Source organism: Neobacillus sp. MER 74, from assembly GCF_023714155.1.
In genome coordinates, this window is record NZ_JAMAUV010000029.1 from 22,851 (window position 1) to 48,814 (window position 25,964).

Consider the following 25,964-nt stretch of genomic DNA (forward strand, 5'->3'; position numbering starts at 1 on the left):
TACTCATATGTAACATAGTATTTTCTCCCTTAAAATATTAAATGTTAGGTCCTCCTCTCTAAACTTATTTCCAATAGATATTTCCATGATTTTTCCTCATTTGGGTATTTTAGTATATAGCGAGGATAATAGTATTATAGCATCAGTCTATTAGTCCTACGAAAAAAACTTTCCAACATATTTCGATAGTATCATTGTAGTTCTATCGACATATTCAGTTAAATCGTAAACAAGATGAAGTGTTTTTCGGAAATGAAGTGAGTGACAGGATGAACATAATATAAATCTAGTGCTGGACCCGTTCTCCCCTTCCGTTTTGTTTCACTATATGTAATTAACTTATTTCGAAAAATAAAAAACAACCCCAAAAGTTGAGGTTGTTTAGAAAACGCTTTCAAATTATCGTTGTGATTCAAGGAGTCGATCTCCCCGTTTAGCTGCAACCATAAGACTCATTACTGTAAGCATAGAGAACGATCCAACAAATAAGCCTGCAATAAAGATAACCATAGTGTAACCTCCCAGAGTATATTCATAATCCGTCGTAAGGTGATCATATTCGGCAGCTGGCTGGCATAGTTTTAGAACCTTAGCCCCTTTAGTTTTGCGCCTCCACTTTTCAATGGATTTGCCCTTTCGTACGAACTATGTGTTTTTATTGATAATATACTAATTGTTTCTAGTAATAAATAGAGCAATTAACCTATTTATATGTTAATAATCTGGCAATTGCAAACCCTTTCACACATGATTCTGTTCGACAATGCCATAAAATTTGTAACTATTCATCGAACGAATTAAATATAACCGTTCATCCATACATGGTTAAATAGTGATAAGCAACCTGTTTCGGAAGTGGAGTGATACATATGGCAGAGAAAGAAGATGGGAGAAATTTCGGCAGGGGCTGCCTTTGGGGGATTCTTTTATCCATTCCTTTATGGGGAATCGTCTATTTTATCCTACGTAAAATCTTTCACTAAGGAGAGGCACTCTCGTTCCAATTGAAAAATAGTAAATAATAGATTGGTCCCCCCCTTGACATAAAAAGTCTAATAAGTGAATCTGTCGAAATATTTTGCATGTTATTTGCATATTTCTACTTTATTCTCCATCAATATTTGGTTATCATATAAAAAAGAAAACTGAAAGCGTTTACAAATATACTAAAAAACGGAACCGTGCATTACCAGATTTATCTACAACTAACACTAGGAGTGGATTTCATGGACAAGCAAGGGAATCTTTTATTAGGATTATTGTGGGGGACGTCTTTAAGTGTTCCATTATGGTTTGCGTTTTTCGGTTGGATTAAATTAGTTATTCAAATGATTCATTAATAGTGTACATATCAATATAATATAATACGTTTTAATGTACTAGATTCCAGTTCGCTATTCCCGTTTTATGCTAGGTTTTCAAAAAATCCACCATAAAGCGGGAGGATTTAGCATACAAAAAATATTTCATCTTAGGTATGAGGAACGATGATAAGTTACGATATTTTTTCCTGATACGCTGTTACACCAAGTGCAATCGCCCCGGTTAGCAAATATGGAAATAACACAAATTAAAGTGGCTCACTTTTGAAGTGATCACTCTGGCTCAAATTAATATTGACAATTACACCTAAAGCAATCGGGGTAATATCTTGATCATTTAACTTGTTAACTAATGTTTTGAAATCAGCATACGTAGTTGGGAATTCATTGAACCCAGCTTTTGCTACCACATCTTTGTCATAGTAAATAATGCTTGTGAAGACTTTGTTTCCAGGAATCGCATATTGCTTACCATCAACGGCATAATCCTTTAGTGTATCAGCTGGAATGGTTTTATCCTTCCAGTGGTCAACGATATCATCGATTGGCATTAACACGCCGCCTTCTACTAATGGTTTAAGCTCAGCACCCGGCCATGTTTGAATCATGTCAGGTAATTGCTTACCTGCAGCTTGTGTTTTCAACTTTGTTTTATATTGATCCGGCGGAATAGATTCCATTTTTAACTTTATTTCTGGATGTGCTTTTTTGAATGCTTCTACTCGTTCTAGCATGACATCATTCTCTGGGCTATCCTCAGACCATGAATTCCAAAATGTAAGCTCCACCGAACCATCTGATGATTCTTGCTTGTCAGAATTACCTCCACAAGCAGCTAGTAAAAGGATGGATAGAACAATCGAAAGAGCAAAACCCTTTTTTAACCACTTTGATACCATTTTTATTCCTCCCCGTATAAATCTTCCTTTGAAAACATTTTCTACGTTTCTTACTTAATTATAAATTTCTCATTCATTTTCAAAATCCGAAAAATTTAAGATAATATCTAAAAAATATTAAAGAATAAATTTCCATCGTAGATATTTTGTGTGAAAGGATAGAATTTTAGTAGCAGCGAACAAAATTACGATTTATAGAAAAAAACCCTTTCACAGAGGACTTCTGTAAAAAGGCTTTCACTTTTAGATTTCTAATGCACGATAGATTTCATCAATATGAACCTCTGCCAATGCCATCACATTATCGGCTCCACCGTAATAAATCTTCACGATTTCATCTTCAAATAAGACACCACATGTAAAGACGACATTGCCAAAGAATCCCTCCACTTCATAACTCTCTTCAGGAGCAAGAATCGGATCTTTCGTTTTTGCCAAAACCTTATTTGGATCTTCTAAATCTAACAACACCGCACCAAGGGTGTAACGATTGTTTCGGTCGGCACCATGATAGATTTCAACCCAGCCTTTTTCCGTTTTGAATGGAACCGCTCCACCGCCAATTTTCAGCGATTGCCAGCCTTCCTCAACCCCCATTAGAAACTTGTGCTCGCCCCAATGTTTGAGATTAGGCGACGTCGCCGTCCACATCTCAGCACGGCCAATTTGCTTTGGAACTGGGCGTTGTAAGGCAAAGTAGTTCCCGTTAATCTTCTCTGGAAAAATCGTTACGTCACGGTTTTCAGTGGCAAAAATAATTCCCATTCTTTCAACCGTCTCAAAATCCTCCGTTTTCGCTAAAGCAGTGGTAATCCCTTTTTCAGAAACAGCTGTATAGTTAATATAGTAAGTCTCATCAATTAAGGTGATACGCGGGTCCTCGCATCCAAAACCTTCATAGCGATTGCTTGGGAATAAAAATGGCTTTTCTTCCACCACAAAATCCACACCATTTTTACTTCTAGCCATTCGTAAATGCGACATTGATGTTAAAAATACATACGTATCGATGTCAATTTGTTTCACTTTACGTGGATCAGAAAAATCATAGGCAGGATTATTTCTATCAATATCTAAAACATCCACAACATACTCTCCATCTTTCTCCACTAAAACTGGAACTCGTAAAACCTCAGGATTTACCTGCACCGGCCTCTCAGCCACACGGATCAGCAGGATCACTTCATCTTTATATCTCGCCACGCCAGCATTGAAAACGCATTCAATTGTAAAATCACTCCGAGAAGGCTTCACATCCTGTGGTGTAATTAGAGGATTTTGCTCATTTCTTCTCACATTTATTTTAGTTTTCATTTGCATACTAACCCCTCCTTTATCTTCAGGAATAATTATAGCGTTTTCATAAAAGGGTTAATATCCAATAAAATATGATTTTGTCCAATTGTTTAACCTATTAAAGCAGAACAACATCCACAGGATCAACTACACTCGTTTCCATCTTATCAAAACTAATTAGCTTATTAATGAAAAAGGACAGGGGATAAAAATATTTTTTGGAGAGTTCGAAGAGGAAGAATGACATATCATTGTTTCTCTGAAGTACACCTAGTTGGTGCTTTTTATTGGAGTGGAATTTTGTGAAACAGAGGGATGTTTCTCATAGTTAGAGATGAACACAAAAAGCAATCCTTACCTATTTTTCAGCAAATTTCTCTATTAACCAAACGTTTGATTAAAACAGCTTCATCACTTGGTACATATGTCCCGAAGCTAAATAAGCCAAAAATAATTTGTAGAAAAGTAACAAAAAATTAGTCGTTTCTTATCGAAAAGTCAAGTTGCGACACCCTTTCGACGAAATAACAAAAAGGCTATACTAATCAAACGTTTGGTTGAAACAGCCACAGAGATTGATTAATAAGAATTTCTCTTACAAAGTGAACACAAAATTTGTCGTGAGGAAAGTATCAATTTCGCAGGAAATAACCCTCTATTCTACAAAATTAGAGGGGTTTCTCATTGATATACATAATTCCTGTAATTACCCCGCCTTTTCACCATTCCACAAGCAATTTTTTTATATGGTGGGTCAGCTCGATCGCAACGGAAAACTTTGCACAGTTAGTTGTTAAGGAACTAGAAAGAACTTTACTTTTCAATATCGTCTGTCATATCGAACATCTTGAACTTTATCTGAAAGCCTTCGTATGACATTAGTATCTTCCCAACTTCCTCCCAGGTGAAGGGCTTTCCATCAATAATAACAAGTGGCGTATCTTCAGAAGTCTCATCATACTCAATCATCCCTGTAATTTGATCATCGATGATGGAATTGTAGATCTGTCCATTGGGAAAAACTTCGGTTTTCACTTGTTGCTTTGAGATTCCTTTTCGCGTCTTGTCTATTAATTTGGTTAGTAGTTCTTGCTGATCACATCCTAATTCACCATGTACCGCAAATTTATAGCCAAATTCAATGAGTTCTGATGCTTCCATGTAGATCCCTAATGGATCAATTCGTCTTTCCACATGAAATATGCGAGTAATCCGCTGATAATCCTTCAATGAAAAAGTCTCCGGCAGCTGCCCTAATTTCAAATCAAGATCTTTTGCCATGAGCTCATTATAACAATTGGTACATAAATGCATGCTTATCGGTTCCAGACTAAGTACTATTTTCGCATCAGCCGAATTACAGCTTTCACACAAATTCATTTCCTCACCTACATTGTTTTCTTCTATTTTACCATTTAGTATTCACTGGCACTATTCCGAAACGGAGCATCACTGCTTGAGTTGGAATCTGTCCCCCTAGCCATCAAGTTAAAACAGAGGAGGAATGACCCTTTTATTGGGTTAACACAAAAACTGTACATAGGCTTTCATGGCTTCATCGCATTCGTTTGTTGTTTATGGAATCCCCAATATCGGGTGTTAAGAGGGCAACAAATTTATTTATTAAATAAACTTTTACAATACTTCTCCCTCTTCTGTTCTAATGTTCCTTCGTAATAGTCTAAGAGGCAATCCATTTTCATAAATCGTAGCGGCACCGTGCTCTGATACCTATAGAGATAAAAGCTGCTCCAAGGGTAGTATTCAGGCTGTTTAACCATTTTTGCCTCAACAGGATTTAAATGGATGTAGCGGCTGACCGCAAGCATCCCTTCTTTATCTTCAATCACTTTATCATAATAGCGTTTTTCATACACATGCCCTGTTAAACGGTACTTGGTATTATAATAGTTTGCATACCGTTTGTTGAGTAGGGACATCAGCTTTGAAAAAGGGATTTCTGGTGAACGTATCTGTAGGTGATAATGATTGGTCATTAAACAATAAGAGGCAATTTCAAAAGGTGTTTTTTCATGAAGTTGATCGAGGATGTGCAAAAAAGCATGAAAATCAGTTGCATTTCGAAATAGTGGATCACGCCGGTTGCCCCTGCAGTCGATATGATAAAAACGATTGGGTATCCAGATTCTTTTCTCGCGTGACATTTACGTTTCCCTCGCGATAGATTGTTGTTTATGAAGACCTTGGCGCCTTAGTGTCATGGCTTCCCAAATCGATGTATCCGTTATATGTTCTTCCCCCGCCAAATCAGAAATGGTTCTCGCCAGTCGAATAATTTTGATTTGCATACGATTGCTCCAGTTCTTCTTAATAGCCACGTTTGTTAGCATCCTCTGCTGGTCACTTGTTAACGGACTTGTGGCAGTAATGACTTCAAACGGGGCCTTGGCGTTCGTGATCTCCATTTGGTAGCGATGATATTGAAGTTGACGTGCCTTTTCAACCCGCTGACGAATATCAATGGAAGATTCCTGGCCCATCGTTGATTGGTCTAAGTTAATCGTCTGTAACGATAAAAGAATATCTAGCCGATCATACACAGGTCCCGATATTCTATTTCGATAGGTTTGAATTTGCTTTTGTGAACAGGTGCAGTAATGATGATTGGAACCGAAATACCCACACGGACATGGATTCATGGCACCGATGAGGATAAAATTCGAAGGGTACGTCACGGTGGAATGTGCTCTGCTGATGGTTACTTGGCTGGTTTCAAGCGGCTGCCTTAACATATCGATTGTCTTTTTCGTGAACTCGGCAATTTCATCAAGAAACAATACGCCTCGATGCGCGAGTGAAATTTCCCCTGGCCTTGGTGAAGAACCACCTCCAATAATAGCAACCGACGATGCGGAATGATGCGGGTGTCGATATGGGGCATTTTGATGGAGGCTTCTCCTCTCTCCGGCAAGCTGATATAAACTCATGACTTCTAATTGGGCTTGATTCGTAAGCGTAGGTAATATTGAAGGAAAGGTTTCAGCCAGCAAACTTTTCCCACATCCAGGCGGTCCACTCATAAGCACATTATGTTCACCAGCAGCAGCAATTTCAAGCGCTCGTTTGGCCTGTTCATGGCCAATAACATGTTGGAAGTCCTTTTGAGGTGAGTTAGAAAAGAGAGGCATGGTTTCATTTATAGGGAGATTAATATGGAAAGGCAGCAATTCTTGACCTTCTAAATGCTGAACTACATCTTCAATGTGCTGAACCACAATACATTCCAAATCCTTCAGCATATCGATTGGTAATGTAGGATCAAAGGGGAGATAAATTTTCTTTAAACCAAGCCCTTTAGCTGAGATTAGCGCTGGGAGCATCCCTTCTGCCTTTACCACCATGCCGTCAAGAGACAGGGCACCAATAAACGCGGCATCGATTGGAATTTCCCCATTAATCATATTAAGCTCCTTCAAGGCAGCAATGGCAATTGCCAAATCAAAAAGAGGTCCGTTTTTCTTTTGTTCTGATGGGGAGAGATTCACTACCACCTTCTGGTCAGTAACATCGACATTAAAATGACCAAGTGCCGCTACCACCCGCTCCCTCGACTCTTTTACCGAGGCATCCGGCAGCCCAACAATCACCATCGACTCCGTACCAGTCCTGATTCTGACTTCAACCTGCACGCGATAGCCTTCCAATCCTTTTAAACCGATACTTGATACTTTTACCGTCATAAAAAAAACCTCCAATAAGCGAGATATTTATATAAAAGACCTTAAAAAGAGAATAATTAGAATTAATGTTAAAAGCAGTAGATCAAGAGATTAATTATAAGAAGTAAAGTTTGGCGGATAAACAGTAGTTAGTCGAAGTCGAAAATAAGGGTTAATAAATACTAAATTTCTACAAAAAAATCGAAAACCCTTCAAATCCATAAGAAAAATAGACAAAAAATTATTCCCCCTAGTTGTTTGCAAAAGGATGATTGCATTTTTGCATTCAGACAGTGTGGCGGCTTGACAGGGGACTTTCTCCTTCTCTATAGGAATACTTTTATGTATAATGGATATATAATAAAAAAGAGAAGTGCGCTAACACTTCTCCATTGCAACTTCCACCGTCAGAGTGATGGTTGTTTAAGTTTATTTTTTATCTGAACCATCCTTTAGCTTGCGACGGCGTAGGGTGGTTTTCCTGTTTTCTAGAATTTTTTTCCGAAAGAAATACGCACTAACTTCACGTATCATACCCTTCAGAATTTCTCGTAGAATTTCAAGAAATGTTTCCATGATTATCACCTCCTTCCCGAAACGGAAAGAAGCGTAACAACCAACCACCCCAACAATATTCAGCTGCAACTTCATTCTATCATTTCATATCTATCTAAAAACCTATCAATCTTCGACAAAATCCGGGGCGTGACAGGCACAGGATTTATTCTACAAATCTCAACATATATCGGGCGGTGACAGGTACCTGGATTTACAGGCACAGGAATTAATTTGCCGGCTCATTGCAGGGAATTTTCACCTTCTCATCCGGAATATTTTTATGTATAATGGGTATATAATAAAAAAGAGAAGTGCTTCTAACACTTCTCCATGCAACTGCTACCGTCAGGGTGATGGTTGTTTATGTTATTTTATGTTTTCGGACCACCCTTTGGCTTGTGACGGCGTAGGGTGGTTTTCCTGTTTTCTAGAACATTTTTCCGAAAGAAATACGCACTTATTTCACGTATGACACCCTTCAGAACTTCTCGTAGAAATTCAAGAAATGTTTCCATGATTATCACCTCCTTCCCGAAACGGAAAGAAGCGTAACAACCAACCACCCCAACAATATTCAGCTGCAACTTCATTCTATCATTTTATTTGTATCTAACAGCCTATCAATCTTCGACAAATATCGGGTCGTGACAGGCACCGGAATAAAAAGTATGATTTATGTGATGCGGAAATTGAGTTTAGTCTAGGTTTGAACAAGAATCATTAACTGTATATGGAGAATGCCACCAGAGCCGCTCCCATGGTCCACTCTGTCACTTAATTGTCACGAAAATGGTCAAATTGCGTCGAATTTACGTACTATAGTACGTGGTAATAAAGGCCTATTTATTATTTAATGAATACGAGAGACAAACAAGATCACTACGGACTGCACGGAATCTCAATTGAGCAAATAAGGAAAAGAATCTTACTTGCTAAGAGAGCAATCTACCCGCACGCTGCCAAGGTAATCAAGGATTTTCCATCCATACAGATGCAAGCACAGTCTTCCTTTCCATTAGGCAGTATATAACAGTTACAATAGTAGGTAAGCCTTTTTTCCAATCTATTAGATTAAAGGGGAGGAAGACTATTTTTATTCAAAAGAGCTATTTTATTGAAAAGAAAATGATCTTACTGACGGGAGAATATGATGGATATGGAAAACTGTGTTCACGAGTTATGGCAGGAGGAGCGTCTTTCCTGGTCAATCGATCACCCTTACAAATATTAGATGACACTCTAATATACATAGGATACGACCTTAGAGGAGCAATGGGCAGTGCTAAGATTATTCTTGGTGAGCGGTCGAGATGTCCAATTATCGTCAATCCTTACCAGGGTATTTGCCTGTTTCCAAATAATTCACCAAATAATGCCGATTGTATTTGGTTCAACCCCGAGCATATTGTACGAACAAAAGCGATGGGAAGAAATCAGACAGAGGTCGAATTAAGTAACGGTCACTCCATTATCGTTGATTCCAGATTAACTTCTTTTAATAATAAGATTCACAAAGCTAATAAATTAATGCAGATATCTATGAAAAGAGGAAACCAACCAGGACCAATCCTTTTCTATTTCGAATCCCCAAAAGGGCATCAGTTAACCAAAGAAAAAACAGGAAAATATAATTTTAGTAACTTAGAGGATAACCAAAAATAAAAATTACAATCTATTCAACTAAATGATAGAAAGGGAGTAACTCTTTGGATAATAATTCAGCTGCTCGCTTTGGAAATGTATTAAGGAAATTAAGAAATGCACAGAAACTTTCCCAAGAGAGGTTGGCCGACCGCTGTGATCGACATCCTTCCTATATCAGCCTGCTTGAGAGAAATCTGAAAAACCCGTCCCTCGACACTATCGTTGTGATTGCGCATGGATTGAATATGAAAGCTTCTGAAATGTTAAAGGAAATAGAGCAACATCCTGAAAACGGAATATGACCAACTTAAGAATGACAGCAGGGATACAGGTATCATATTAAACTACATGCTTACCGCTGCTGCTGTATTAATTATTTTGATATGTTTTATCTTTTAAAAATAAATTTCTAATTCGCGGGTTATTGTCGGCTATAGCCCGTGGAGTGATTTTGTTTCTAGTTATGTAATGGACTTAAAAAGGAGAATTTCCTTGAAAAAAGAAAAGGCCATTTACATAGGAGAACCACTTAAACGCTTACGGATTGCTGCAGGCATGTCCCAAGAAGAGTTTGCTTATTGCAGCAAATTAGACCGATCATATATGAGTGATCTGGAAACAAACAAAAAGAGTCCATCCTTAATGACCCTCACTAAACTTGCAGGAGGATTAGGCATTTCTTATTTAGACTTTTCAGCAGAACTTGGCAAAACCATTGATTTCGCACGTATCTTTGAAGAAGAACCATACAAAGATTAGAAAATGCTTTGCGTATAATTGACTAAATTTATACAACTCTCGACTAATGCGGCGGCCACGAGATCCCTCCCCGTGGCCTTCCCCTAGTCTTCCAAAAGAGTTTGATTATTGTCAAATTGTGAAGCCTCGTGAGGTAGTTATTTAACGTATACTTGACCATGGAAGCATATGAAACTGATTACCATAAGGGCGGAGGGGATTTTAGAATGAGAGTGGTAACAAAGTTTAAATGTGATGAACTAGAGACAATTAAAATTTACACCGGCACGAGGTTAAGCATTTCGGTAGATATTTTCGCCATTCCTGATGGCTACAAAAGCTTCGCAACAAGTTCCCTTCTATGCCATGATTCTTTAACGGGAGCTGGATTTCATCAAGATAAAAAAGAGAGTGTCAAACTGGCTGTCAAAGATTTGCGTCAAATGATTGATGAGTTTAAGGAAGAATAGTACACAGAAGGGCCTGACAGACACCGAATTTAACGAAGAAACAAGGAAAATCATAATAGAGTTCTTCAGGGCCTAACTAATGTTTTAAAATCAAAAAAACTCCTCCCCATTGCATAACAGTAATGAGAGGAGTTTTCTATTGGTAAAGAGATTGGCACGACCTGGTAAATTCGTTGTCAAAGAGTGGAACAAGAGATGGCACAGGTGGTAAATTCCTTTGACCGTAATCATGGCTATGGATCAACGGGAAGCTATTCTGTTCTTTCATCTAATCAACCATTTTATATGAACGAAGTTCAATTATCCTTACCTCTAATAAAGGACCATAGGAATGGGTCGAATTAATGGGGGATCAAGGAATAACAACAGCAATATTGGATTGATTGCTTCACCGAGTAGAGGTTATTCAATTAAATGAGCTTCTACTCCTTTTATTGCTGCCTATAAAGTCTCCTTAATCCTTTGTTGCAACTCCATCTCTAATACTATAATAACCTATCAATCTTCGACAAATATCGGGGCGTGACAGGCACCAGGATCTATGGCAGCCATGATGATCCAATCATTTCCTGTATCCATCATTGGAAACCCAATAAATCCCCAGAATGCAGTTAAAACAGCTCCTGTAAGATAGATTGGCTTCCGTCCCCAAACATCACTTAAGTGTCCCATTAATGGAATAAAGAAAAAGTGAATAGCATGGGCACCAAACATTAGTAATAAAATTTGTGTAGTATCTTTATGGACCACTAGTTTTAAATAACTAATGGAGAAAGTTACAACCATATAATATAAGATATTTTCTGCAAAACGAGCTCCAATACCAGCAATAATTGCTTTTTTATGGTATTTAAACACTTCTATAATTCCTAATTGTTGTTTTTCCAATTGAGCTTGTTTTTCTTGTGCCTCTTTGAAAATAGGGGCATCATCTACACTTTTACGAATCCAAAGACCAATTAGTACTACAACAGCAGAGAACCAAAATGCTACGCGCCAACCCCAGCCCATAAATTGCTCGGGACTTAAGTTTTTAGATAAAATTAAAAGGATAATTGTGGCTATTAAATTCCCCAATGGCACTCCTGCCTGCGGCCAACTTGCCCAATAACCACGTCTATCATTCGGGCTGTGCTCAGATACTAGAATAACAGCTCCTCCCCATTCTCCGCCAAAAGCAAAACCTTGAATTAAACGTAAAGAAACCAGTAAGATAGGTGCCCAATAACCAATACTATTGAATGTTGGAATACATCCCATTAAGAAGGTAGTAATTCCAACGATAATTAAACTAAGCTGTAATAATTTTTTACGCCCAATTTTATCGCCATAATGACCAAATACTAGTCCTCCGATTGGTCTGGCTAAAAAGCCCACTGCATAAAGAGCAAATGCAGCCAGGATGCCGTCTATAGCACTTCCGGTTTGTTGAAAAAATAATTCTCCAAAAACTAGCGCAGAAGCAGTACCATATAAGAAAAACTCATACCATTCTGCTATAGATCCAACCATAGATGCAGCGACAACTTTTTTTAACAACTTATTATCTGTTTTCACCATATTTCCGCCTCCTAATAGGTTAATTCAGATCAATTAACATACCAAATCACTTTTGTCTGAACATATTGTTCAAAAGCTTCTAAACCGTTGTCTTTGCCACCAAAGCCAGATTGTTTAAAACCGCCAAAGGGGGTGGTGATATCACCCTCACTAAAGCCATTCACAGAAACTGTCCCGGCTTTAATCGCACGTGCCACGCGCATCGTACGCTGTACATTTGAACTATAAAAAGAAGCAGCCAAACCGTAAGAGGTATTATTGGCAAGGGCAATGGCTTCTTCTTCGGTTTTGAAAGTGCTAACCGCTAAAATAGGACCAAAGACTTCGTTCTGGAACAGGGTCATGTTGGCGGTCACATTGTCAAAAATAGTGGGTTCAATGTACCAGCCGCTTCCCACATCACTGTGAATTTTGCCGCCAGTAACTAGTCGGCCACCTTCTTGAGGCGTGATTTCCAAGAATGATTTCACTTTCATAAAGTGTGCTTCTTCAACCATTGGGCCGATAGCAACCGACTCATCCATGGGGTTACCCACTTTCCAGCTTGTTAAGCCGGATATTAATTTTTCCAATAAGTTATCTTTAATGGATTCATGCACGATTAAACGTGAACCGCAGCTGCAGTTTTCACTCATGTTCCAGAAGGCGGCAGATAGAATATGCGGAACAGCCGCATCCAATTCAGCGTCTTCAAACACCACTTGTGGGCTTTTGCCACCACACTCTAAGACAATTTCTTTGAGGTTACTTTCTGCTGAGTACTTCAAAAAATACCTGCCCACTTCAGTTGAACCCGTGAATGAGACAATGTCCACATCCATGTGCCGGCCCAATGGTTCGCCTACTTTCTCGCCCAAACCACACACTAAGCTTAAAGCGCCTTTAGGCACGCCAGCTTCATAAGCTAGTTCAATCATGCGGAAAGCGCTAAGTGAAGTTAATTCAGCAGGTTTCACAATCACAGAATTTCCTGTGGCTAAAGCGGGGGCCACTTTCCATGCAAACATTTGAGCAGGGAAGTTCCAAGGTAACACTGCACCGACCACGCCGATGGGTTCAGTGACAATCAAACCCAAAGCATCGTTACCCGTAGGTGCGACTTTGCCAAAGAGTTTATCAATGGCTTCGGCATACCAATAAAATGTATCGATGGTTGCCGGCATGTCGGTATTCAAACATTCGGTAATAGGTTTACCAGCATCCACACAATCCAAGGCGGCCAATTCTTCGCTGTGATCTTCAAGCAATTGTGCCCAGCGAATCATCACTTTTTTACGCTCACTGGGGGATAATTGGCTCCAAATACCTGCTTCAAATGTGTCTCTAGCTACCTTAACAGCAGCATCAACATCCCGTGCATCACCATCTGCAATGTAGCCAATTAAACTGTTGTCGATGGGGGTGCGGTTTTCTAACTTTCCAGCTGTGCTTGTAAAACCATCAATTAGGTTGCCTGCCCAAAGTTTGCCTTCTTTGGCGAGGGCAAAGACTTGTTCTTTTTTTACGGCCATTTGTCTCTCCTCCAGATTATTTTTTAAAGAAAGCAAGGAATTCTGCTTTTTCTTCTTCTGATAAATCAGCTAAAGGAAGGCGTACCGAACCAACTTCGATTTCACCTTTGAGACAGCCTAGTTTGGCTTTTTGGTTGTAGTTGCCGGACTCCATTGAGTAAATAGCAGGGTAGATATTTCGCATGATTTGTCGCGCTGTGTCCCAGTCACCAGCTTGCGCTGCATCGAACAGGGCGACTTGCTCTTCTGGGAACACATTACCTGCACCAGCAATCCAGCTTTTCGCACCCCAAAAGAAAAAATCCACAGGTTGATCATCACAACCACAAATCACCTCAAAATTCTCAAATGGGGTTTGCAGCAAGCGTAAAGCGCGGCTAAAGTCTCCACTGCTTTCTTTAATCGCAACAATATTTGGATTTTTTGCCAAATGCACCACCGTGTCGTATTCAATTTCAATGCCAATGCGAGCAGGAAAGTTGTACATGATAATGGGTAAATCAGTTGCCGCTGCCACAGTTTCGTAATGGGCAATCACACCAGTTTGGTCAGGAAGGCTGTAAGGAGTAGGTGCTAACATTAAGCCTTCATAGCCCAATTCTTTGGCTTGTTTGGCACGGTTAACCGCTCCTTCGGTTGATAAATCATTGATACCGGCAATCAAAGTTACCCGACCTTTGGCGACCTCTGCCACGGTTTTTAGAGCGCTTTCACGTTCTGCCTCGTTTAAGGCGTAATATTCACCAGTGGTTCCACACGCCACCAAGCCTGTTACGCCTTTTTCTATAAAGGCTTTAGTCAATTGTTTTAAGTTTTCTACATCCAAGCTTTTATCGCTTTTAAAAGGGGTAACTAAAGGTACCAAAATGCCATGAAAATTCATCTTCATTCTCCTCGTATACAATTTTATTTAGTAATAGATTACTTGATAAAATCTAAAATTGAAGTACCACTTCAATTATTTATGATAATAGCACGCTTAATATTCTCTGTAAATACAATTTTTTGAATATTTTTAAAAAAAATCTCCCATTCTAAATTTAACATTACAGTGTCACTTTAATTTTTCAATTTTAATAGTTCATTATTTGTGGCTTTTGTGTTATCCTATCGATGCGTACTCCTTTTAATTAGGGATTTGGATAGGAATACCAAACCTAATTATAAGGAGTTTTATAATATTTTTGTTGTCCTGAAATTAACAAATTGACCATTAAAATACATTTATTTCAGTTGAAAAATATCTTAACAAATGTCAGTAAAGGAAGTGGGAAAAAGTGAACGATATTGGAGTAAAAATAAAGAGTTTACGAAAAGAGCGAAAGTTAACCTTAAAACAAATAGCAGATCATACTAATCTTTCAATTAGCTTTTTATCTCAAGTGGAGCGTTCAAAGTCATCCATAACGCTTGAATCATTGAAAAAAGTTTCTGAAGCACTTGGAGTCAATCCAAGCTACTTCTTTTCAGAATCTGATAGGAATAGGAAAGCAGAAACAACTGTTATGAGAAACGTAATTAGTATAACTAACACCCTTCAGAACCCTTTTTTTTACAAGGATTTATCAGGTAACATTGAAAATCCACTATTTAATCCTATATTAGTTATGCTTAATCCAGGCGCTAATAGTGAAGAATCTTATTCACATTCGGGGCAAGAATTTCTTTACGTTCTAGAAGGGAAACTTACAATCCTTTTTGACAAAGAGGAACATGAATTGAATCCATTTGACTGTATTTTCCTAGACTCAACAACCCCCCACAATTGGGTTAATAAAACAGATTCGATTGTAAAACTTCTTTGCATTTCAAGTGTTCCTGGTGAGTAGGGCGTCATGTAGGTGCACTTGTCATCATCCACCCCTCCCCCCTCTGAATTTGGAGATAGGTTCCTTTTCCAAAATTGGAAGGGGAGCTTTCTTCATTAGAGAAAGTATGAAAGGCACTTTTTGTTTTCTTAAAAGGTTTGTACTTGGCAATTCAAAAATGCTCTTATTGAGTTAGGTGTGGGTCTGACCCCACTGGCCTAATAAGTAAAGGTACCTTTGTATGGTTTCTAGTTTTTCAAGTCAGCTTGGGTAACAACAGGTATCCTTTTCTTCTATTTTCATCCCCTGAAAATCAAGAGTTCATTCAACGCCCGCTGGATACCCGGAAGAAAATGAGAGCAACGGGCCTTTATCCCGACGCAAGTAGCTGAAAGCCCAAAGAATCAAGGTCCAAGGATAAGTATTCCGGTTGCTTGACCATTTTGCCTCAACAGGATTTATCCTTACCTCTGCCAGCACAAGATAACCTTCAAGACCTTTCAAACCAATATTTAAGGCTTTCGCGGTCATATAAAATACCTCCTGCTATTCTTCATCAATCTTTAATTAGTTCACTTGGTATAGGCACTTTCTGAGGAAGTTAAAGTGAATGAGTGCACGTACGAAAGGGCAGATAACTGGTGCCGAAATACAGGAACAGTTGTACGATATGGCGGTACTAAGTATTGTATATCTAGTAAACTATTGGAAGCACTGACACTTCCAATAATTTATATTGAATCCAATATCCAAAAACAGTAAAATATTTTCATGACTATAAACCTAGTTAATTTAGAGGAAACTCTCTACCAATATCGGAGGAAATATGAAAAAAAAAGGTAAAAATAAATGGAAAATAGTAGGCTTTAGCCTTTTGGGTATCCTATTACTCGTTATCGCAGGCGTAGTGTACGGATATTATCAATTACAACCAAGTAATCATTTTACATCAGTTCCGGTTGTAAGTTCTGGGAATAATGAACAGCAGGTAAATAAAAGTGTAGATATAAAAGAACCTGTATTTAATTTGTTATTAATTGGTTCCGATGAAAGAAAAGGTCAAAATATAGGGCATTCGGATTCAATGATGCTTGTCCATGTTGATTTAACGAAGCATGAATATGATGCAATAAGCATTCCCCGTGATACCCGTGTTCATTTAGATGGCTATGGATATACTAAAATTACGAGTGTCCAATATATTATGCAGGCAACAAAAGGGGCCAAAAAAGGGGTAGAAGCTGCTGTCAAAGCAGTTGGAGAATTAACCGGTGTTCCAATCAATTATTACGTAGAAACCAATTATGGCGGCTTTCAAGCGATGGTTGATGCGGTTGGTGGGATTGATATGAATGTCCCATTTGATGTCAAATTAACACATCCTTGGTATGGTGAAAATAAAAATAAAGTAATAAGTACTGGGATACATGCTTTTGATGGAAAAATGGTCGCTGAGGTTGTCCACGAACGCTATTCTCTAAAAAATGGAGAATATGGTCGTCAAAAACTCCAAGAGGAAGCATTAAAAGGAATTGCTAAGAAAGCACTTAGTCCAAGTAATATCAATAATTTGCCGTCACTTGTAAAATCCATTCCTGATTTTGTGATAGCAAGCAATATGTCAACTTCCGATATGTTAAGTCTTGGACTCGCAGCAAAAGACTTTGAACCGAATACTCAATTGGAATATCATCAGATTCCTGGTGTTGGAAAAAGAATGTATGATGACATTTTAAAGGCTAATAACTATCAACTGGTAATTGATCAGGATAAAATAAAAGATCTAATATCCACTCATTTTTAATATACTATTTAAAAATTTTACACAAAGCTATAAAGGAAAAAACGAAGGAGAACTGATATCAGTTCTCCTTCATTTTTTCCTTTTAATGTGTAATAGTTCAGTATTTAGTAGATGTTATTGTAACAAAATTTATCACTTTAACTGACCGACATATGTTAATACATCTAAATTAGAGATTTCGCTTACCCTAAGTTGAGATTGTTTGGAAAACGCTTTCAATTATTGTTGTGATTCAAGGAGTCGGTCTCCCCGTTTAGCTGCAACCATAAGACTCATTACTGTAAGCATAGAGAACGATCCAACAAATAAACCTGCAATAAAGATAACCATAGTGTAACCTCCCAGAGTATATTCATAATCCGTAGTAAGGTGATCATATTCGGTAGCTGGCTGGCATAGTTGTAAAAACCTTAGCCCCTTTAGTTTTGCGCCTCCACTTTTCAATGGGTTTGCCCTTTCGTACGAACTATGTGCTTATATTGATAGTATACCAATTGTTTCTAGTAATAAATAGACCTATTAACCTATTTATATGTTAATAATGTGACAAAAACCCAGCCTTCCAATTCCTATTCCTGTTCGACATGATCAAGAATAATTTGTAGCTAATCATCGAACGATTTAGATATAACCGTTCACCCACACATGGTTAAATAGTGGTAAGCAACCTGTTTCGAAGTGGAGTGATAACATGGCAGAAAAAGAAGATGGGAAAAATTTTGGTAAGGGCTGCCTTTGGGGGATCCTTTTATCAATTCCTTTATGGGCAATCGTCTATTTTATACTACGTAAAATTTTTCACTAAAGGAATGCAGTGTCTTATTTATGATAAATACTAATTTGATTAATAGGTTTTGCCTTCCCTATGGGAAAGTTTATCAAATACATTTGTCGAAATATTTTGTCTATTATTTGCATATTTCTACTTTATTATCCATCCTTATTTGGGTAACATATAGAAAAGAAAGACCGAAAGCGTTTACATATACTAAAAAACAGAACCGTGCATCACCAGATTTATCTACAACTAACAATAGGAGTGGATTTCATGGACAAGCAAGGGAATCTTTTATTAGGATTATTGTGGGGAACGTCTTTAAGTGTTCCATTATGGTTTGCGTTTTTCGGTTGGATTAAATTAGTTATTAATTTGCTTTTGTGATAATATCTAAAATGCTATATAATCAATTAATAGTTTCCACTATGCCTTGCTTATTTAAATCGTTAAGATCCTAATGATATCAAAAGGACCTTAAGGATTTTTTATTTTCTATACATTTTAATAAAAAATATATGCAAATGCTAATTTTAAAATCCTATCATCTTATTTCTTTTTTGACGAATAATGAAATAAACCATTAATAAAGTGATTAATGCTCCAGCTGAATCAAATAATACGTCCCTCAACGAGGCTACTCTACCTGGCATAAAGGATTGATGGTATTCATCTGTTATGGCATAAATAAAGGTTAATAACCAAGAGACTATATAAGAGTATCGATAAATTTCAAAAAATTTAAACAATAATAGAGCAAGTATGCCGAATACAGTAACATGCGTAGCCTTCCGTACAATAAGGTTAAGCACATTAATATCTTCATTGTCACCAACTGGTGTGTTAATAGTTTTATGTTCTTTCACCACTACTGTTTGAATAGCTTCGGAAGTCTTTTCTCCAGTAAAATAAGGAAGTTGTGTGAAGCAAAAGATTAAAGACATCCATAGAATCGCTGCTAGTATCCACCATCTTCTAACATTCATAGCTAAACCTCCCTTCCTATTAACAAATATTCCCCTTACTCTTAATTCAGTAGGCAAGGGGGGCATCACTGAATTTTCTCCCTTTGAATGGGAAGAACATAAACTTACCAAGAGGAACATCAACCATTTAGAGTGCAATTATAGAATGGATAGAGAATAGCGATAATAATTATAGTGAAAAAAATAAAATGGTATCGCCATTGTACTAAAAAGATGATGTTTGTATATAAAGTTGATGGAGTTGTGATTCTCTTTCCAGGATGAACGTATCCTTCCCGAAACTGAAAGAAGCCTAACATCCAATCATCCTCTCAATATTCAGTTTCAATCCAGTTGAATGTCATCAAACCTTTTATCTATCGATAATTGATAGGTTAGTTTTAATAATAGTAGAAAATGAAATCTAAGATTTTCTGTTTTATCTGCTAAAAGTATTTTATACTTGCTATTGTTTTCCTTTAATTAGTACCAGTATTTTTAACTTTTCTTATAGGATTGCCTACAATAGTAATATTTTCTTCAAAAAAACTTTTATTTACTACTGAATTTGCGCCAATCGCAATCGAGTTTGCAATTGTAATTTTTCCAAATATTTTAGCGCCAGGACCTATCCATACATTATCTCCTATTGTGGGGACATCACCTTTATACCTATTCTGACCTATATTTACTCCTTGATGAATATCACAGTTTGCTCCAATTCTTGCATCATCGTTAACTACAATTAAACCATAATGATTTATCCTTAATCCCGGTCCAAAAACATTAATTGGTATTGAGAATCCTAGTTTAATACCTAGTTTTCTGTGTAAATAACCATAGATTTTTTTCATTATTTTCGTTCTTATGGTAGGTGTTATATTAGAGTAATATTCGTGTTTTCTCAGCACAATTTCAAATTTCCATACATCATCTCCAAATAAACGAGGCATTTTTTTACACGATTTTCCTAAAGCCCTCTTATCTTCGTTTAAAAAGTTTAATAAATCTTCTTTATTTCTAATCACGAGAATATACCAAGCCCTTCTTAATTCTTTAAAATTATATCAGTATTTACTAATGTTTATAGAGATTTTTCCATTCTACTTTTATGCGTTTTTCACACGAATACTCGCTTATTTGCAGGTTGTCATAACCCATGATATAGAGTTAATCTTGATAAATTGAGTTCAAATAATTAATGATTGGTGCAGGATAGTGAAAAAAAGGAGTAAATCGCTACTTAACATTTTACCATAAGATGTGCATGGTCCAAGCAGCTCCTTATTACTATCCCTTCCATATTGAAATGTTATATGGCTAAGGATTGAGAGAACTTACCAACACTTTAAGGGCGTATGAGGTTATGCTTTCCTGTCATGCCTCTTTGTGGAAGATATCTAATATTCTATACATTTTAGAAATCCTACGAATAAGCTAACATTCAGTCAATTGAATTTTGCCTTATTATAAATACTTTGTGGTACTCTTAATTAGCTAAGGCGTGACATAGAGGTAATCTATTATACATTTACAAGATTCTGAATTTACTTCGGACCCAAAATAAACACTTTAACGAGCTTACCCAATAGATTTGGAGCACAATATGAATTAGAGTTGTTTCAGGATGGTAACATTAGCTACTCTTTCTGAACTGGGCACTGCTACATTTAAGTAACGAAGAACAATATATTATAATTTCTTAAGCGTTTAAATAATCAGCTTAAAATATGTTCAATCCCTTATAATTTTTAAAACTGCAAGGATAATCGAAAATGTTGTGCTTGTCTCTTTAAATATCTTTTACATTTGCAGCCCATTATTAGTAGCAGTTGATAAAAATAAGAATTTATTAACAACTATTATCATCATGACCTTTAACAATGTTAGTGTTGAAGCCTCACATTAGAATAAAAACACCCTTGCCTTTATTTAGACAAGGGTGTAAAAAATAAAATACTATTATAATAACTTAAAATTTCTCCGAAAAATTAACAGGTACTAGACTAATGAGACCTCCAAACTAATAATAGTTTCTCTTCCAATGGAATCATAGATGACCTTTGCACTTTTAGCACTAGAAAGGTCATAGCAGTTTCTACCATCGAGTATAATTGGACTTCTCATTAGTTTTTCATAATTGGATAAATTGAAATTTTTAACTTCTTCCCATTCAGTAAAGATAAAGCAAACGTCTGCATTCTTTAGAGTATCTTCAATAGATGTGCAGTAAGTAATATTCTCAGGGTATAATTTCTGGAAATTTTCAATACCAACAGGATCCCAGGCTTTTACATTAGCACCATCTTCAAGTAAGATTGGTATATTCACTAACGAAGGTGCTTCTCTTAAATCATCCGTACCCGGTTTAAAAGTTAATCCTAGAACAGCTACATTCAATCCTTTCAAACTATCAAAATACTTTCTAGATTTCTTTATTAATTTTAGCTTTTGGTTTTCGTTTACATCAATCGCAGCTTTTATAGTCTTTAATTCATGGTCATGGAAATTAGCTAACCAGTGTAAGGCTTTTGTATCTTTAGGAAAACAAGAACCGCCGTAACCAATCCCTGAATTTAAGAACCTGTTTCCGATCCGATTATCATATCCCATTCCATGGGCAACATCCTCGATGTCCGCTCCGATAATTTCACAAAGGTTAGCAATTTCATTAATAAAGGAGATTTTTAGAGCCAAAAAGTCATTGGATGCATATTTAATCATTTCAGCACTCTTACGATTGGTTACTATAATTGGGGCACCAAAGTCTTTATATATATCTTTTAAAACTTCACCTGCATCTGGATCTTCTACACCGACCACAATCCTAGAAGCATGTAATGTATCTTTTACCGCTGTACCTTGAGATAAAAATTCAGGGTTTGAAGCAACCGAAACCTTGACATTATGAACAAGATTGGTGTTTATTAAATCTTCAACTTTATCATTTGTACCAATGGGTACAGTTGATTTCACAACAACTACACAATCTTTTTCTATACTCTGAGCGATCTGCACAGCAACTGAAAAGACATACTTTAAATTAGCTGAACCATCATGTTTTTCTGGAGTTCCGACTCCAATAAAAATTACATCTGCATCTCTATACGCTTCTTTGAAATTTGTTGTAAAGTTCAGCTTTTCCATGTTTTTTACCATTAATTCTTCAAGATCTGGTTCATAAATAGGAGAAATCCCTGAACTCATTAACGCCACTTTTCTACTATCTATATCTACACAAGAAACGGAATGCCCATGTTCTGCTAAACAAACACCTGTTACCAAGCCAACATATCCAGTTCCTGCAACAGCAATTTTCAATTTTTATTCCACCTTTAAATGAGTATAATAACTTAGATCTTATAACTCTGATTTTATTTAAAGTCTAATATTAAATCTTTAAAGTCCTTAATTTTATAACTTTTTACTATATTATTATTCATGATTAAGTGCCAAATAATATTATAAATCAAACTTCCACCATAGTATATACGTACTACCAATTCCAAATTATTGGATATTACTAATGATAGATGATTTTCCTCTTACTAAAATTTGGTTAAAAGTTATATTTCCCAACTTAAGTAAATTAATTGATATGGGTTATGCCGGTTGAATTCCACATTATAAAAGAATAACTTGTACCTAGAAACACGGGAGGAATCTCGAGCCATAAATGCTTAAAGTCTTTTCTACCATGTTCGTTTTAAACAAAGGGCTCTTCCAATTGTTAGATATGTTAACAATTGGAGGTTGCAGATCGGTATCTAAAAAGCTAATTCATTAATTCCCATACCATTACATCCTCGATAATTCCATTATCTTTCATATTTCTCAAGGATATTGCTTTATTACAATACAACCCTCAAAAGGGCTAATTGTGGGTATTTGGATATATATATATAATACTCATAGGGATTATTGTTATTTTTAATACATACTTTGAAAACTTTTCATAATGCAATATCAACGCGTTCTCCATTTCTCTTAACAATCTTTCCTGGAATTCCAAATATAGTACAATTAGAAGGTACGTTTTTAGAAACAACGCAGTTAGCACCTATTTTAGAATTTCCATTAATGATTATATCACCGATAACTTTTGCACCTGATGCTATCAAAACATTGTCTCCAATAGTTGGTGTTCCTGTATTACCGTGTCCTATTGTTATCTGTTGGTTTATAGAACAATTTTTTCCAATCCTTTTTGCTATAATGATTGTGCTAAATCCATGTTGAATAAACAGTCCCTCACCTATATCATCAGTATAAATATATAAGGAGCTTAATGGTTTATAAAAAATTTTTAGTAGTTGTGAAATAAAAATTATGTTTCTTAATCCTCAAATAGTATACATTCCGGAATTCAGGATAGGTAATCATTAACCAATTAAGATGACTCAACCTCGAATTTGATATTTTAGGTTGTTTTATGCTTATCCACCTTTCTATATCTTTAAAAATTATATTTATCTTTTGATTTGCTCAAATACATCATAACTAATGCTGGAAAGTGCGAGGTATGTTTATTAATAACCATATATATTTGATCCTGTATTTCAAAAAAATCACTCTTTCTCTATATTTTGATTTATTTCATCATTTTTAGAGATTGGTAAACTGAGTAAATATGTTTACTCAACAGATATGGAATGTAAGTCGTAATAATTAAATGTAAAAATAGAGCCTCTTCAATATGAGGTAAATTTCTAAGTATAACAATTTAGGAATGAGCTACCTTATTCGTACCACAAATTTGGAAGTTAAACTAACCAATATTTTCTTTAAATATATAAACTCACTTGTTCTATAAAAAAACATTGCAAATATTAAGTTTGGAATTATAAAACAGATTAGCCCTCTTCCAACTATGCTAATAAATGTATAGGTAGTAATTACAGAACATGCCAATTGAGTTAATATAGCAGCAATTATTGTAACAAGTGTATACAATGCATACTTTTTCATATATATATTAAGTCCTTTTTTGAAGGCATGCTTATACAGTATATATGGTTCTACCCAAAATGAAGTTGTAATAGTACTTATGAATGTACCTAAAAATACACCTACTATACCCAATCTATTTAGCAATATAATAGATGCAATTAAGTTAATGATGGCCTCAAACCAAGGTTTAAATCTATCATTCCAAAATAAACCTAAAGTACTGTTATATGCAATCACAGTTTGCCTCATACCAGTTATAAAAAAGTTTATTACAATCATAAGTACAATATAATTATCCATAATATATTTATTTCCTATCCACATTCCTATAAAGGGATTAAGTAATATCCATAGTGATATACTACAAAATCCATATAACCAAAAATTAATAAAAAAAACATCATTAAATATCTTGTAAGACTTTTCTTTACCTTCTAATGCATTCAGGTTGCCTATACTAGCGGTGACTGCCGTAAAAGCTTGATAAATAAATGAATTTATTATACTAATTATCATAATATAATTTGAATATAAGCCAACAAAATATACCCCAACATATGTTGATATTAATAGGTTATCGGTCCCATTAACCACAACGCCACCTATTTTATGTGACATCATAGCCCTTATATTTTTGAATATCTCTTTTTTATTATCTTTATCTAAATACTCTTTTTTTCCTATATTTAAAAAGGGATAAATCTTATCAACTTTTTTTGAAATTGAAACATTGGATATAAAACTACATATTATTTGTACAGACAAATACAAAATGTAATTCTTTGTTAATATTAATAAAGTTATTTGAATAATATTTTGAATAAACATAAATCTAACTTGGTTAATTGTATTAAGATAATTTTTTTGATCTGCAGTTATGATTGATCTTTTATATGCAAAAAAATAAGTAACTACTGAATTAGTTAGAAACATCAAATAAATTACCGTTAAATTAGGAATATTAGGTTTATCCTTAATTAAGTAATCTAAAAATGGTAATAATATAAGTCCTAGTAACGCAACAATACACCCTATCATCTTATATGCCGTAGCATAAAATCTCATAAGAGCTTTAATTTTTGTTTGATCTTTTTCTGCTAATGGTTTATACATAGTATAAATTATTGCACTACCTACACCTAACTCAGCTAAAGATAACATTGATAGTATGTTAGTAAATAGGCCATTTATACCTAAGTAACTTGCTCCTAATATATTTATAAACAAAGTTCGACTTATAAAACTAAGTATAGTCCCAATCAATTGGCCGGCAATTCCATATGCAGTGTTTTTTATTGAATTCTTAGTTCTCATATTTCGATCCCTTCACTTTTTGTTGATCATTTATAGCCTAGCACCCCAAACTAGAAAATCATTGATTACTAGTGAATCCTTACTTTATAGAATTTTTTGGAAATAAATTTAGAATAATAGAATGCTTGCGACACTCATTAAAGAACTTCGTAAATCATTCCACCTATTATGTGCTTCTTAGAATGTTTTAAATTCGTCTAATAAACAATCATCTTCTAGAGCTCGATGAAACAACTCCATATGAGCCTTCATATTGATTTTTTGGCAACTAATTCTTTAATTTTCAGTTTTAAAATCTTCGGATCCACTTTCAAATCACAGTATGATTTTACTTTAAAATATTGACGTAGTACCCGCTCTTTAACAAGCCAGTTTATCATTAAACACGTATTTAAGAAAAGTGCACATTTCATGCTTAATTACCTTTTGATTAGATTATGATAAAATAATCATCAGAGATGTCCAAGGTTCATTATAAGATTTATACAATACCATTCAAGTTTCTAAAATTTACTATAGTGGTTTCTTACAAGTTTTTATTAATTGAATGAATTTCATATTTCCAATCCCTTGTCTCTCAAGCGTTTCAAGGCATGAAAAAAGGAGTACCTCCCCAAATTCTTGTATAATGTAAGTGACCAAACAAACATTACATGAATAGAAAAGAGGT

General features: G+C 35.8%; 23 protein-coding genes, 2 pseudogenes and 2 riboswitches. Of the genes and pseudogenes, 7 read left to right on the forward strand and 18 right to left on the reverse strand.

Annotation, left to right across the window (positions count from 1 at the left end):
- Positions 1–399: 399 nt before the first annotated feature.
- The 8 genes from M3610_RS24840 to M3610_RS24875 all read right to left on the reverse strand — a co-directional run bounded on the left by M3610_RS24840 (position 400) and on the right by M3610_RS24875 (position 8,270).
- The gene (locus M3610_RS24840; RefSeq protein WP_251463259.1) at positions 400–510 is read right to left on the reverse strand and encodes a DUF3789 domain-containing protein; all 111 of its coding nucleotides are present in this window, start codon (positions 508–510) and stop codon (positions 400–402) included.
- Positions 511–558: 48 nt separating this feature from the next.
- Positions 559–643, reverse strand: a riboswitch (cyclic di-GMP riboswitch).
- Positions 644–1,570: 927 nt separating this feature from the next.
- Positions 1,571–2,221, reverse strand: a complete 651-nt coding sequence (locus M3610_RS24845; RefSeq protein WP_251463260.1) for an ABC transporter substrate-binding protein — start codon at positions 2,219–2,221, stop codon at positions 1,571–1,573.
- A 243-nt stretch (positions 2,222–2,464) separates the two neighbouring features.
- Positions 2,465–3,541 carry a glycoside hydrolase family 130 protein gene (locus M3610_RS24850; protein ID WP_251463261.1) on the reverse strand — a complete coding sequence of 359 codons (1,077 nt, stop codon included), beginning with the start codon at positions 3,539–3,541 and terminating at the stop codon, positions 2,465–2,467.
- Positions 3,542–4,330: 789 nt separating this feature from the next.
- Positions 4,331–4,897 (reverse strand): DUF7713 domain-containing protein, encoded by a 567-nt coding sequence (locus M3610_RS24855; protein ID WP_251463262.1) that lies wholly within the window; start codon positions 4,895–4,897, stop codon positions 4,331–4,333.
- A gap of 236 nt (positions 4,898–5,133) precedes the next feature.
- Complete coding sequence (locus M3610_RS24860; RefSeq protein ID WP_251463263.1) at positions 5,134–5,682, reverse strand: REP-associated tyrosine transposase; 549 nt, start codon at positions 5,680–5,682, stop codon at positions 5,134–5,136.
- Entirely contained in the window at positions 5,683–7,218 is a 1,536-nt protein-coding gene (locus M3610_RS24865; protein WP_251463264.1) for a YifB family Mg chelatase-like AAA ATPase, read from the reverse strand.
- A 408-nt stretch (positions 7,219–7,626) separates the two neighbouring features.
- The gene (locus M3610_RS24870; protein ID WP_251463265.1) at positions 7,627–7,773 is read right to left on the reverse strand and encodes a hypothetical protein; all 147 of its coding nucleotides are present in this window, start codon (positions 7,771–7,773) and stop codon (positions 7,627–7,629) included.
- 353 nt (positions 7,774–8,126) lie between these two features.
- The gene (locus M3610_RS24875) at positions 8,127–8,270 is read right to left on the reverse strand and encodes a hypothetical protein (protein ID WP_251463266.1); all 144 of its coding nucleotides are present in this window, start codon (positions 8,268–8,270) and stop codon (positions 8,127–8,129) included.
- Positions 8,271–8,868: 598 nt separating this feature from the next.
- On the opposite strand from M3610_RS24875, the gene M3610_RS24880 reads away from it, so the two are divergent.
- The 5 genes and pseudogenes from M3610_RS24880 to M3610_RS24900 all read left to right on the forward strand — a co-directional run.
- Positions 8,869–9,417 (forward strand): competence protein ComK, encoded by a 549-nt coding sequence (locus M3610_RS24880; RefSeq protein ID WP_311315857.1) that lies wholly within the window; start codon positions 8,869–8,871, stop codon positions 9,415–9,417.
- A gap of 44 nt (positions 9,418–9,461) precedes the next feature.
- Positions 9,462–9,701: a helix-turn-helix domain-containing protein gene (locus M3610_RS24885; protein WP_251463268.1), complete on the forward strand. Its 240-nt coding sequence runs from the start codon at positions 9,462–9,464 to the stop codon at positions 9,699–9,701.
- 190 nt (positions 9,702–9,891) lie between these two features.
- Positions 9,892–10,158: a helix-turn-helix domain-containing protein gene (locus M3610_RS24890; RefSeq protein WP_251463269.1), complete on the forward strand. Its 267-nt coding sequence runs from the start codon at positions 9,892–9,894 to the stop codon at positions 10,156–10,158.
- A gap of 206 nt (positions 10,159–10,364) precedes the next feature.
- Complete coding sequence (locus tag M3610_RS24895; protein ID WP_251463270.1) at positions 10,365–10,607, forward strand: hypothetical protein; 243 nt, start codon at positions 10,365–10,367, stop codon at positions 10,605–10,607.
- Between the two features lie 229 nt (positions 10,608–10,836).
- A pseudogene (locus M3610_RS24900) lies at positions 10,837–10,987 on the forward strand (ATP-binding protein); the annotation flags it as partial.
- Positions 10,988–11,147: 160 nt separating this feature from the next.
- Here the strand turns inward: M3610_RS24900 and M3610_RS24905 are convergent.
- The 3 genes and pseudogenes from M3610_RS24905 to dapA all read right to left on the reverse strand — a co-directional run.
- A pseudogene (locus tag M3610_RS24905) lies at positions 11,148–12,167 on the reverse strand (MFS transporter); the annotation flags it as partial.
- 29 nt (positions 12,168–12,196) lie between these two features.
- Positions 12,197–13,678 (reverse strand): aldehyde dehydrogenase, encoded by a 1,482-nt coding sequence (locus M3610_RS24910; RefSeq protein WP_251463271.1) that lies wholly within the window; start codon positions 13,676–13,678, stop codon positions 12,197–12,199.
- A gap of 16 nt (positions 13,679–13,694) precedes the next feature.
- On the reverse strand, positions 13,695–14,561 hold the full coding sequence (dapA, locus tag M3610_RS24915) for a 4-hydroxy-tetrahydrodipicolinate synthase (protein WP_251463272.1): 867 nt from the start codon (positions 14,559–14,561) through the stop codon (positions 13,695–13,697).
- A gap of 394 nt (positions 14,562–14,955) precedes the next feature.
- Between dapA and M3610_RS24920 the strand changes: the two genes are divergently transcribed.
- On the forward strand, positions 14,956–15,507 hold the full coding sequence (locus tag M3610_RS24920; RefSeq protein ID WP_251463273.1) for a helix-turn-helix domain-containing protein: 552 nt from the start codon (positions 14,956–14,958) through the stop codon (positions 15,505–15,507).
- Positions 15,508–15,807: 300 nt separating this feature from the next.
- Here the strand turns inward: M3610_RS24920 and M3610_RS24925 are convergent, their stop codons facing one another.
- On the reverse strand, positions 15,808–16,017 hold the full coding sequence (locus M3610_RS24925; protein WP_251463274.1) for a hypothetical protein: 210 nt from the start codon (positions 16,015–16,017) through the stop codon (positions 15,808–15,810).
- 295 nt (positions 16,018–16,312) lie between these two features.
- On the opposite strand from M3610_RS24925, the gene M3610_RS24935 reads away from it, so the two are divergent.
- Positions 16,313–17,290 carry an LCP family protein gene (locus M3610_RS24935; protein ID WP_251463275.1) on the forward strand — a complete coding sequence of 326 codons (978 nt, stop codon included), beginning with the start codon at positions 16,313–16,315 and terminating at the stop codon, positions 17,288–17,290.
- Between the two features lie 219 nt (positions 17,291–17,509).
- On the opposite strand, the gene M3610_RS24940 is transcribed toward M3610_RS24935, so the two are convergent.
- The 6 genes from M3610_RS24940 to M3610_RS24965 all read right to left on the reverse strand — a co-directional run bounded on the left by M3610_RS24940 (position 17,510) and on the right by M3610_RS24965 (position 25,294).
- The gene (locus M3610_RS24940) at positions 17,510–17,620 is read right to left on the reverse strand and encodes a DUF3789 domain-containing protein (protein WP_251463276.1); all 111 of its coding nucleotides are present in this window, start codon (positions 17,618–17,620) and stop codon (positions 17,510–17,512) included.
- Positions 17,621–17,668: 48 nt separating this feature from the next.
- Positions 17,669–17,754: riboswitch (cyclic di-GMP riboswitch) on the reverse strand.
- A gap of 844 nt (positions 17,755–18,598) precedes the next feature.
- Positions 18,599–19,051 carry a VanZ family protein gene (locus M3610_RS24945; protein WP_251463277.1) on the reverse strand — a complete coding sequence of 151 codons (453 nt, stop codon included), beginning with the start codon at positions 19,049–19,051 and terminating at the stop codon, positions 18,599–18,601.
- A gap of 458 nt (positions 19,052–19,509) precedes the next feature.
- Positions 19,510–20,058: a serine O-acetyltransferase gene (locus M3610_RS24950; RefSeq protein WP_251463278.1), complete on the reverse strand. Its 549-nt coding sequence runs from the start codon at positions 20,056–20,058 to the stop codon at positions 19,510–19,512.
- Positions 20,059–21,031: 973 nt separating this feature from the next.
- A complete protein-coding gene (locus tag M3610_RS24955; protein WP_251463279.1) occupies positions 21,032–22,351 on the reverse strand; it encodes a UDP-glucose dehydrogenase family protein in 1,320 nt (439 codons plus the stop codon).
- A 632-nt stretch (positions 22,352–22,983) separates the two neighbouring features.
- Entirely contained in the window at positions 22,984–23,361 is a 378-nt protein-coding gene (locus tag M3610_RS28375; protein ID WP_311315858.1) for a serine O-acetyltransferase, read from the reverse strand.
- 403 nt (positions 23,362–23,764) lie between these two features.
- Positions 23,765–25,294, reverse strand: a complete 1,530-nt coding sequence (locus M3610_RS24965) for a lipopolysaccharide biosynthesis protein (RefSeq protein ID WP_251463280.1) — start codon at positions 25,292–25,294, stop codon at positions 23,765–23,767.
- Positions 25,295–25,964: the final 670 nt, after the last annotated feature.

What these genes read in the sequence shown, in the direction of transcription:
- M3610_RS24840 (WP_251463259.1), bottom strand. Translation starts at nt 510, where the DNA reads ATGGTTATCTTTATTGCAGGCTTATTTGTTGGATCGTTCTCTATGCTT.
- M3610_RS24845 (WP_251463260.1), bottom strand. Translation starts at nt 2,221, where the DNA reads ATGGTATCAAAGTGGTTAAAAAAGGGTTTTGCTCTTTCGATTGTTCTA.
- M3610_RS24850 (WP_251463261.1), bottom strand. Translation starts at nt 3,541, where the DNA reads ATGCAAATGAAAACTAAAATAAATGTGAGAAGAAATGAGCAAAATCCT.
- M3610_RS24855 (WP_251463262.1), bottom strand. Translation starts at nt 4,897, where the DNA reads ATGAATTTGTGTGAAAGCTGTAATTCGGCTGATGCGAAAATAGTACTT.
- M3610_RS24860 (WP_251463263.1), bottom strand. Translation starts at nt 5,682, where the DNA reads ATGTCACGCGAGAAAAGAATCTGGATACCCAATCGTTTTTATCATATC.
- M3610_RS24865 (WP_251463264.1), bottom strand. Translation starts at nt 7,218, where the DNA reads ATGACGGTAAAAGTATCAAGTATCGGTTTAAAAGGATTGGAAGGCTAT.
- M3610_RS24870 (WP_251463265.1), bottom strand. Translation starts at nt 7,773, where the DNA reads ATGGAAACATTTCTTGAAATTCTACGAGAAATTCTGAAGGGTATGATA.
- M3610_RS24875 (WP_251463266.1), bottom strand. Translation starts at nt 8,270, where the DNA reads ATGGAAACATTTCTTGAATTTCTACGAGAAGTTCTGAAGGGTGTCATA.
- M3610_RS24895 (WP_251463270.1), top strand. Translation starts at nt 10,365, where the DNA reads ATGAGAGTGGTAACAAAGTTTAAATGTGATGAACTAGAGACAATTAAA.
- M3610_RS24910 (WP_251463271.1), bottom strand. Translation starts at nt 13,678, where the DNA reads ATGGCCGTAAAAAAAGAACAAGTCTTTGCCCTCGCCAAAGAAGGCAAA.
- dapA (WP_251463272.1), bottom strand. Translation starts at nt 14,561, where the DNA reads ATGAATTTTCATGGCATTTTGGTACCTTTAGTTACCCCTTTTAAAAGC.
- M3610_RS24925 (WP_251463274.1), bottom strand. Translation starts at nt 16,017, where the DNA reads ATGACCGCGAAAGCCTTAAATATTGGTTTGAAAGGTCTTGAAGGTTAT.
- M3610_RS24935 (WP_251463275.1), top strand. Translation starts at nt 16,313, where the DNA reads ATGAAAAAAAAAGGTAAAAATAAATGGAAAATAGTAGGCTTTAGCCTT.
- M3610_RS24940 (WP_251463276.1), bottom strand. Translation starts at nt 17,620, where the DNA reads ATGGTTATCTTTATTGCAGGTTTATTTGTTGGATCGTTCTCTATGCTT.
- M3610_RS24945 (WP_251463277.1), bottom strand. Translation starts at nt 19,051, where the DNA reads ATGAATGTTAGAAGATGGTGGATACTAGCAGCGATTCTATGGATGTCT.
- M3610_RS24965 (WP_251463280.1), bottom strand. Translation starts at nt 25,294, where the DNA reads ATGAGAACTAAGAATTCAATAAAAAACACTGCATATGGAATTGCCGGC.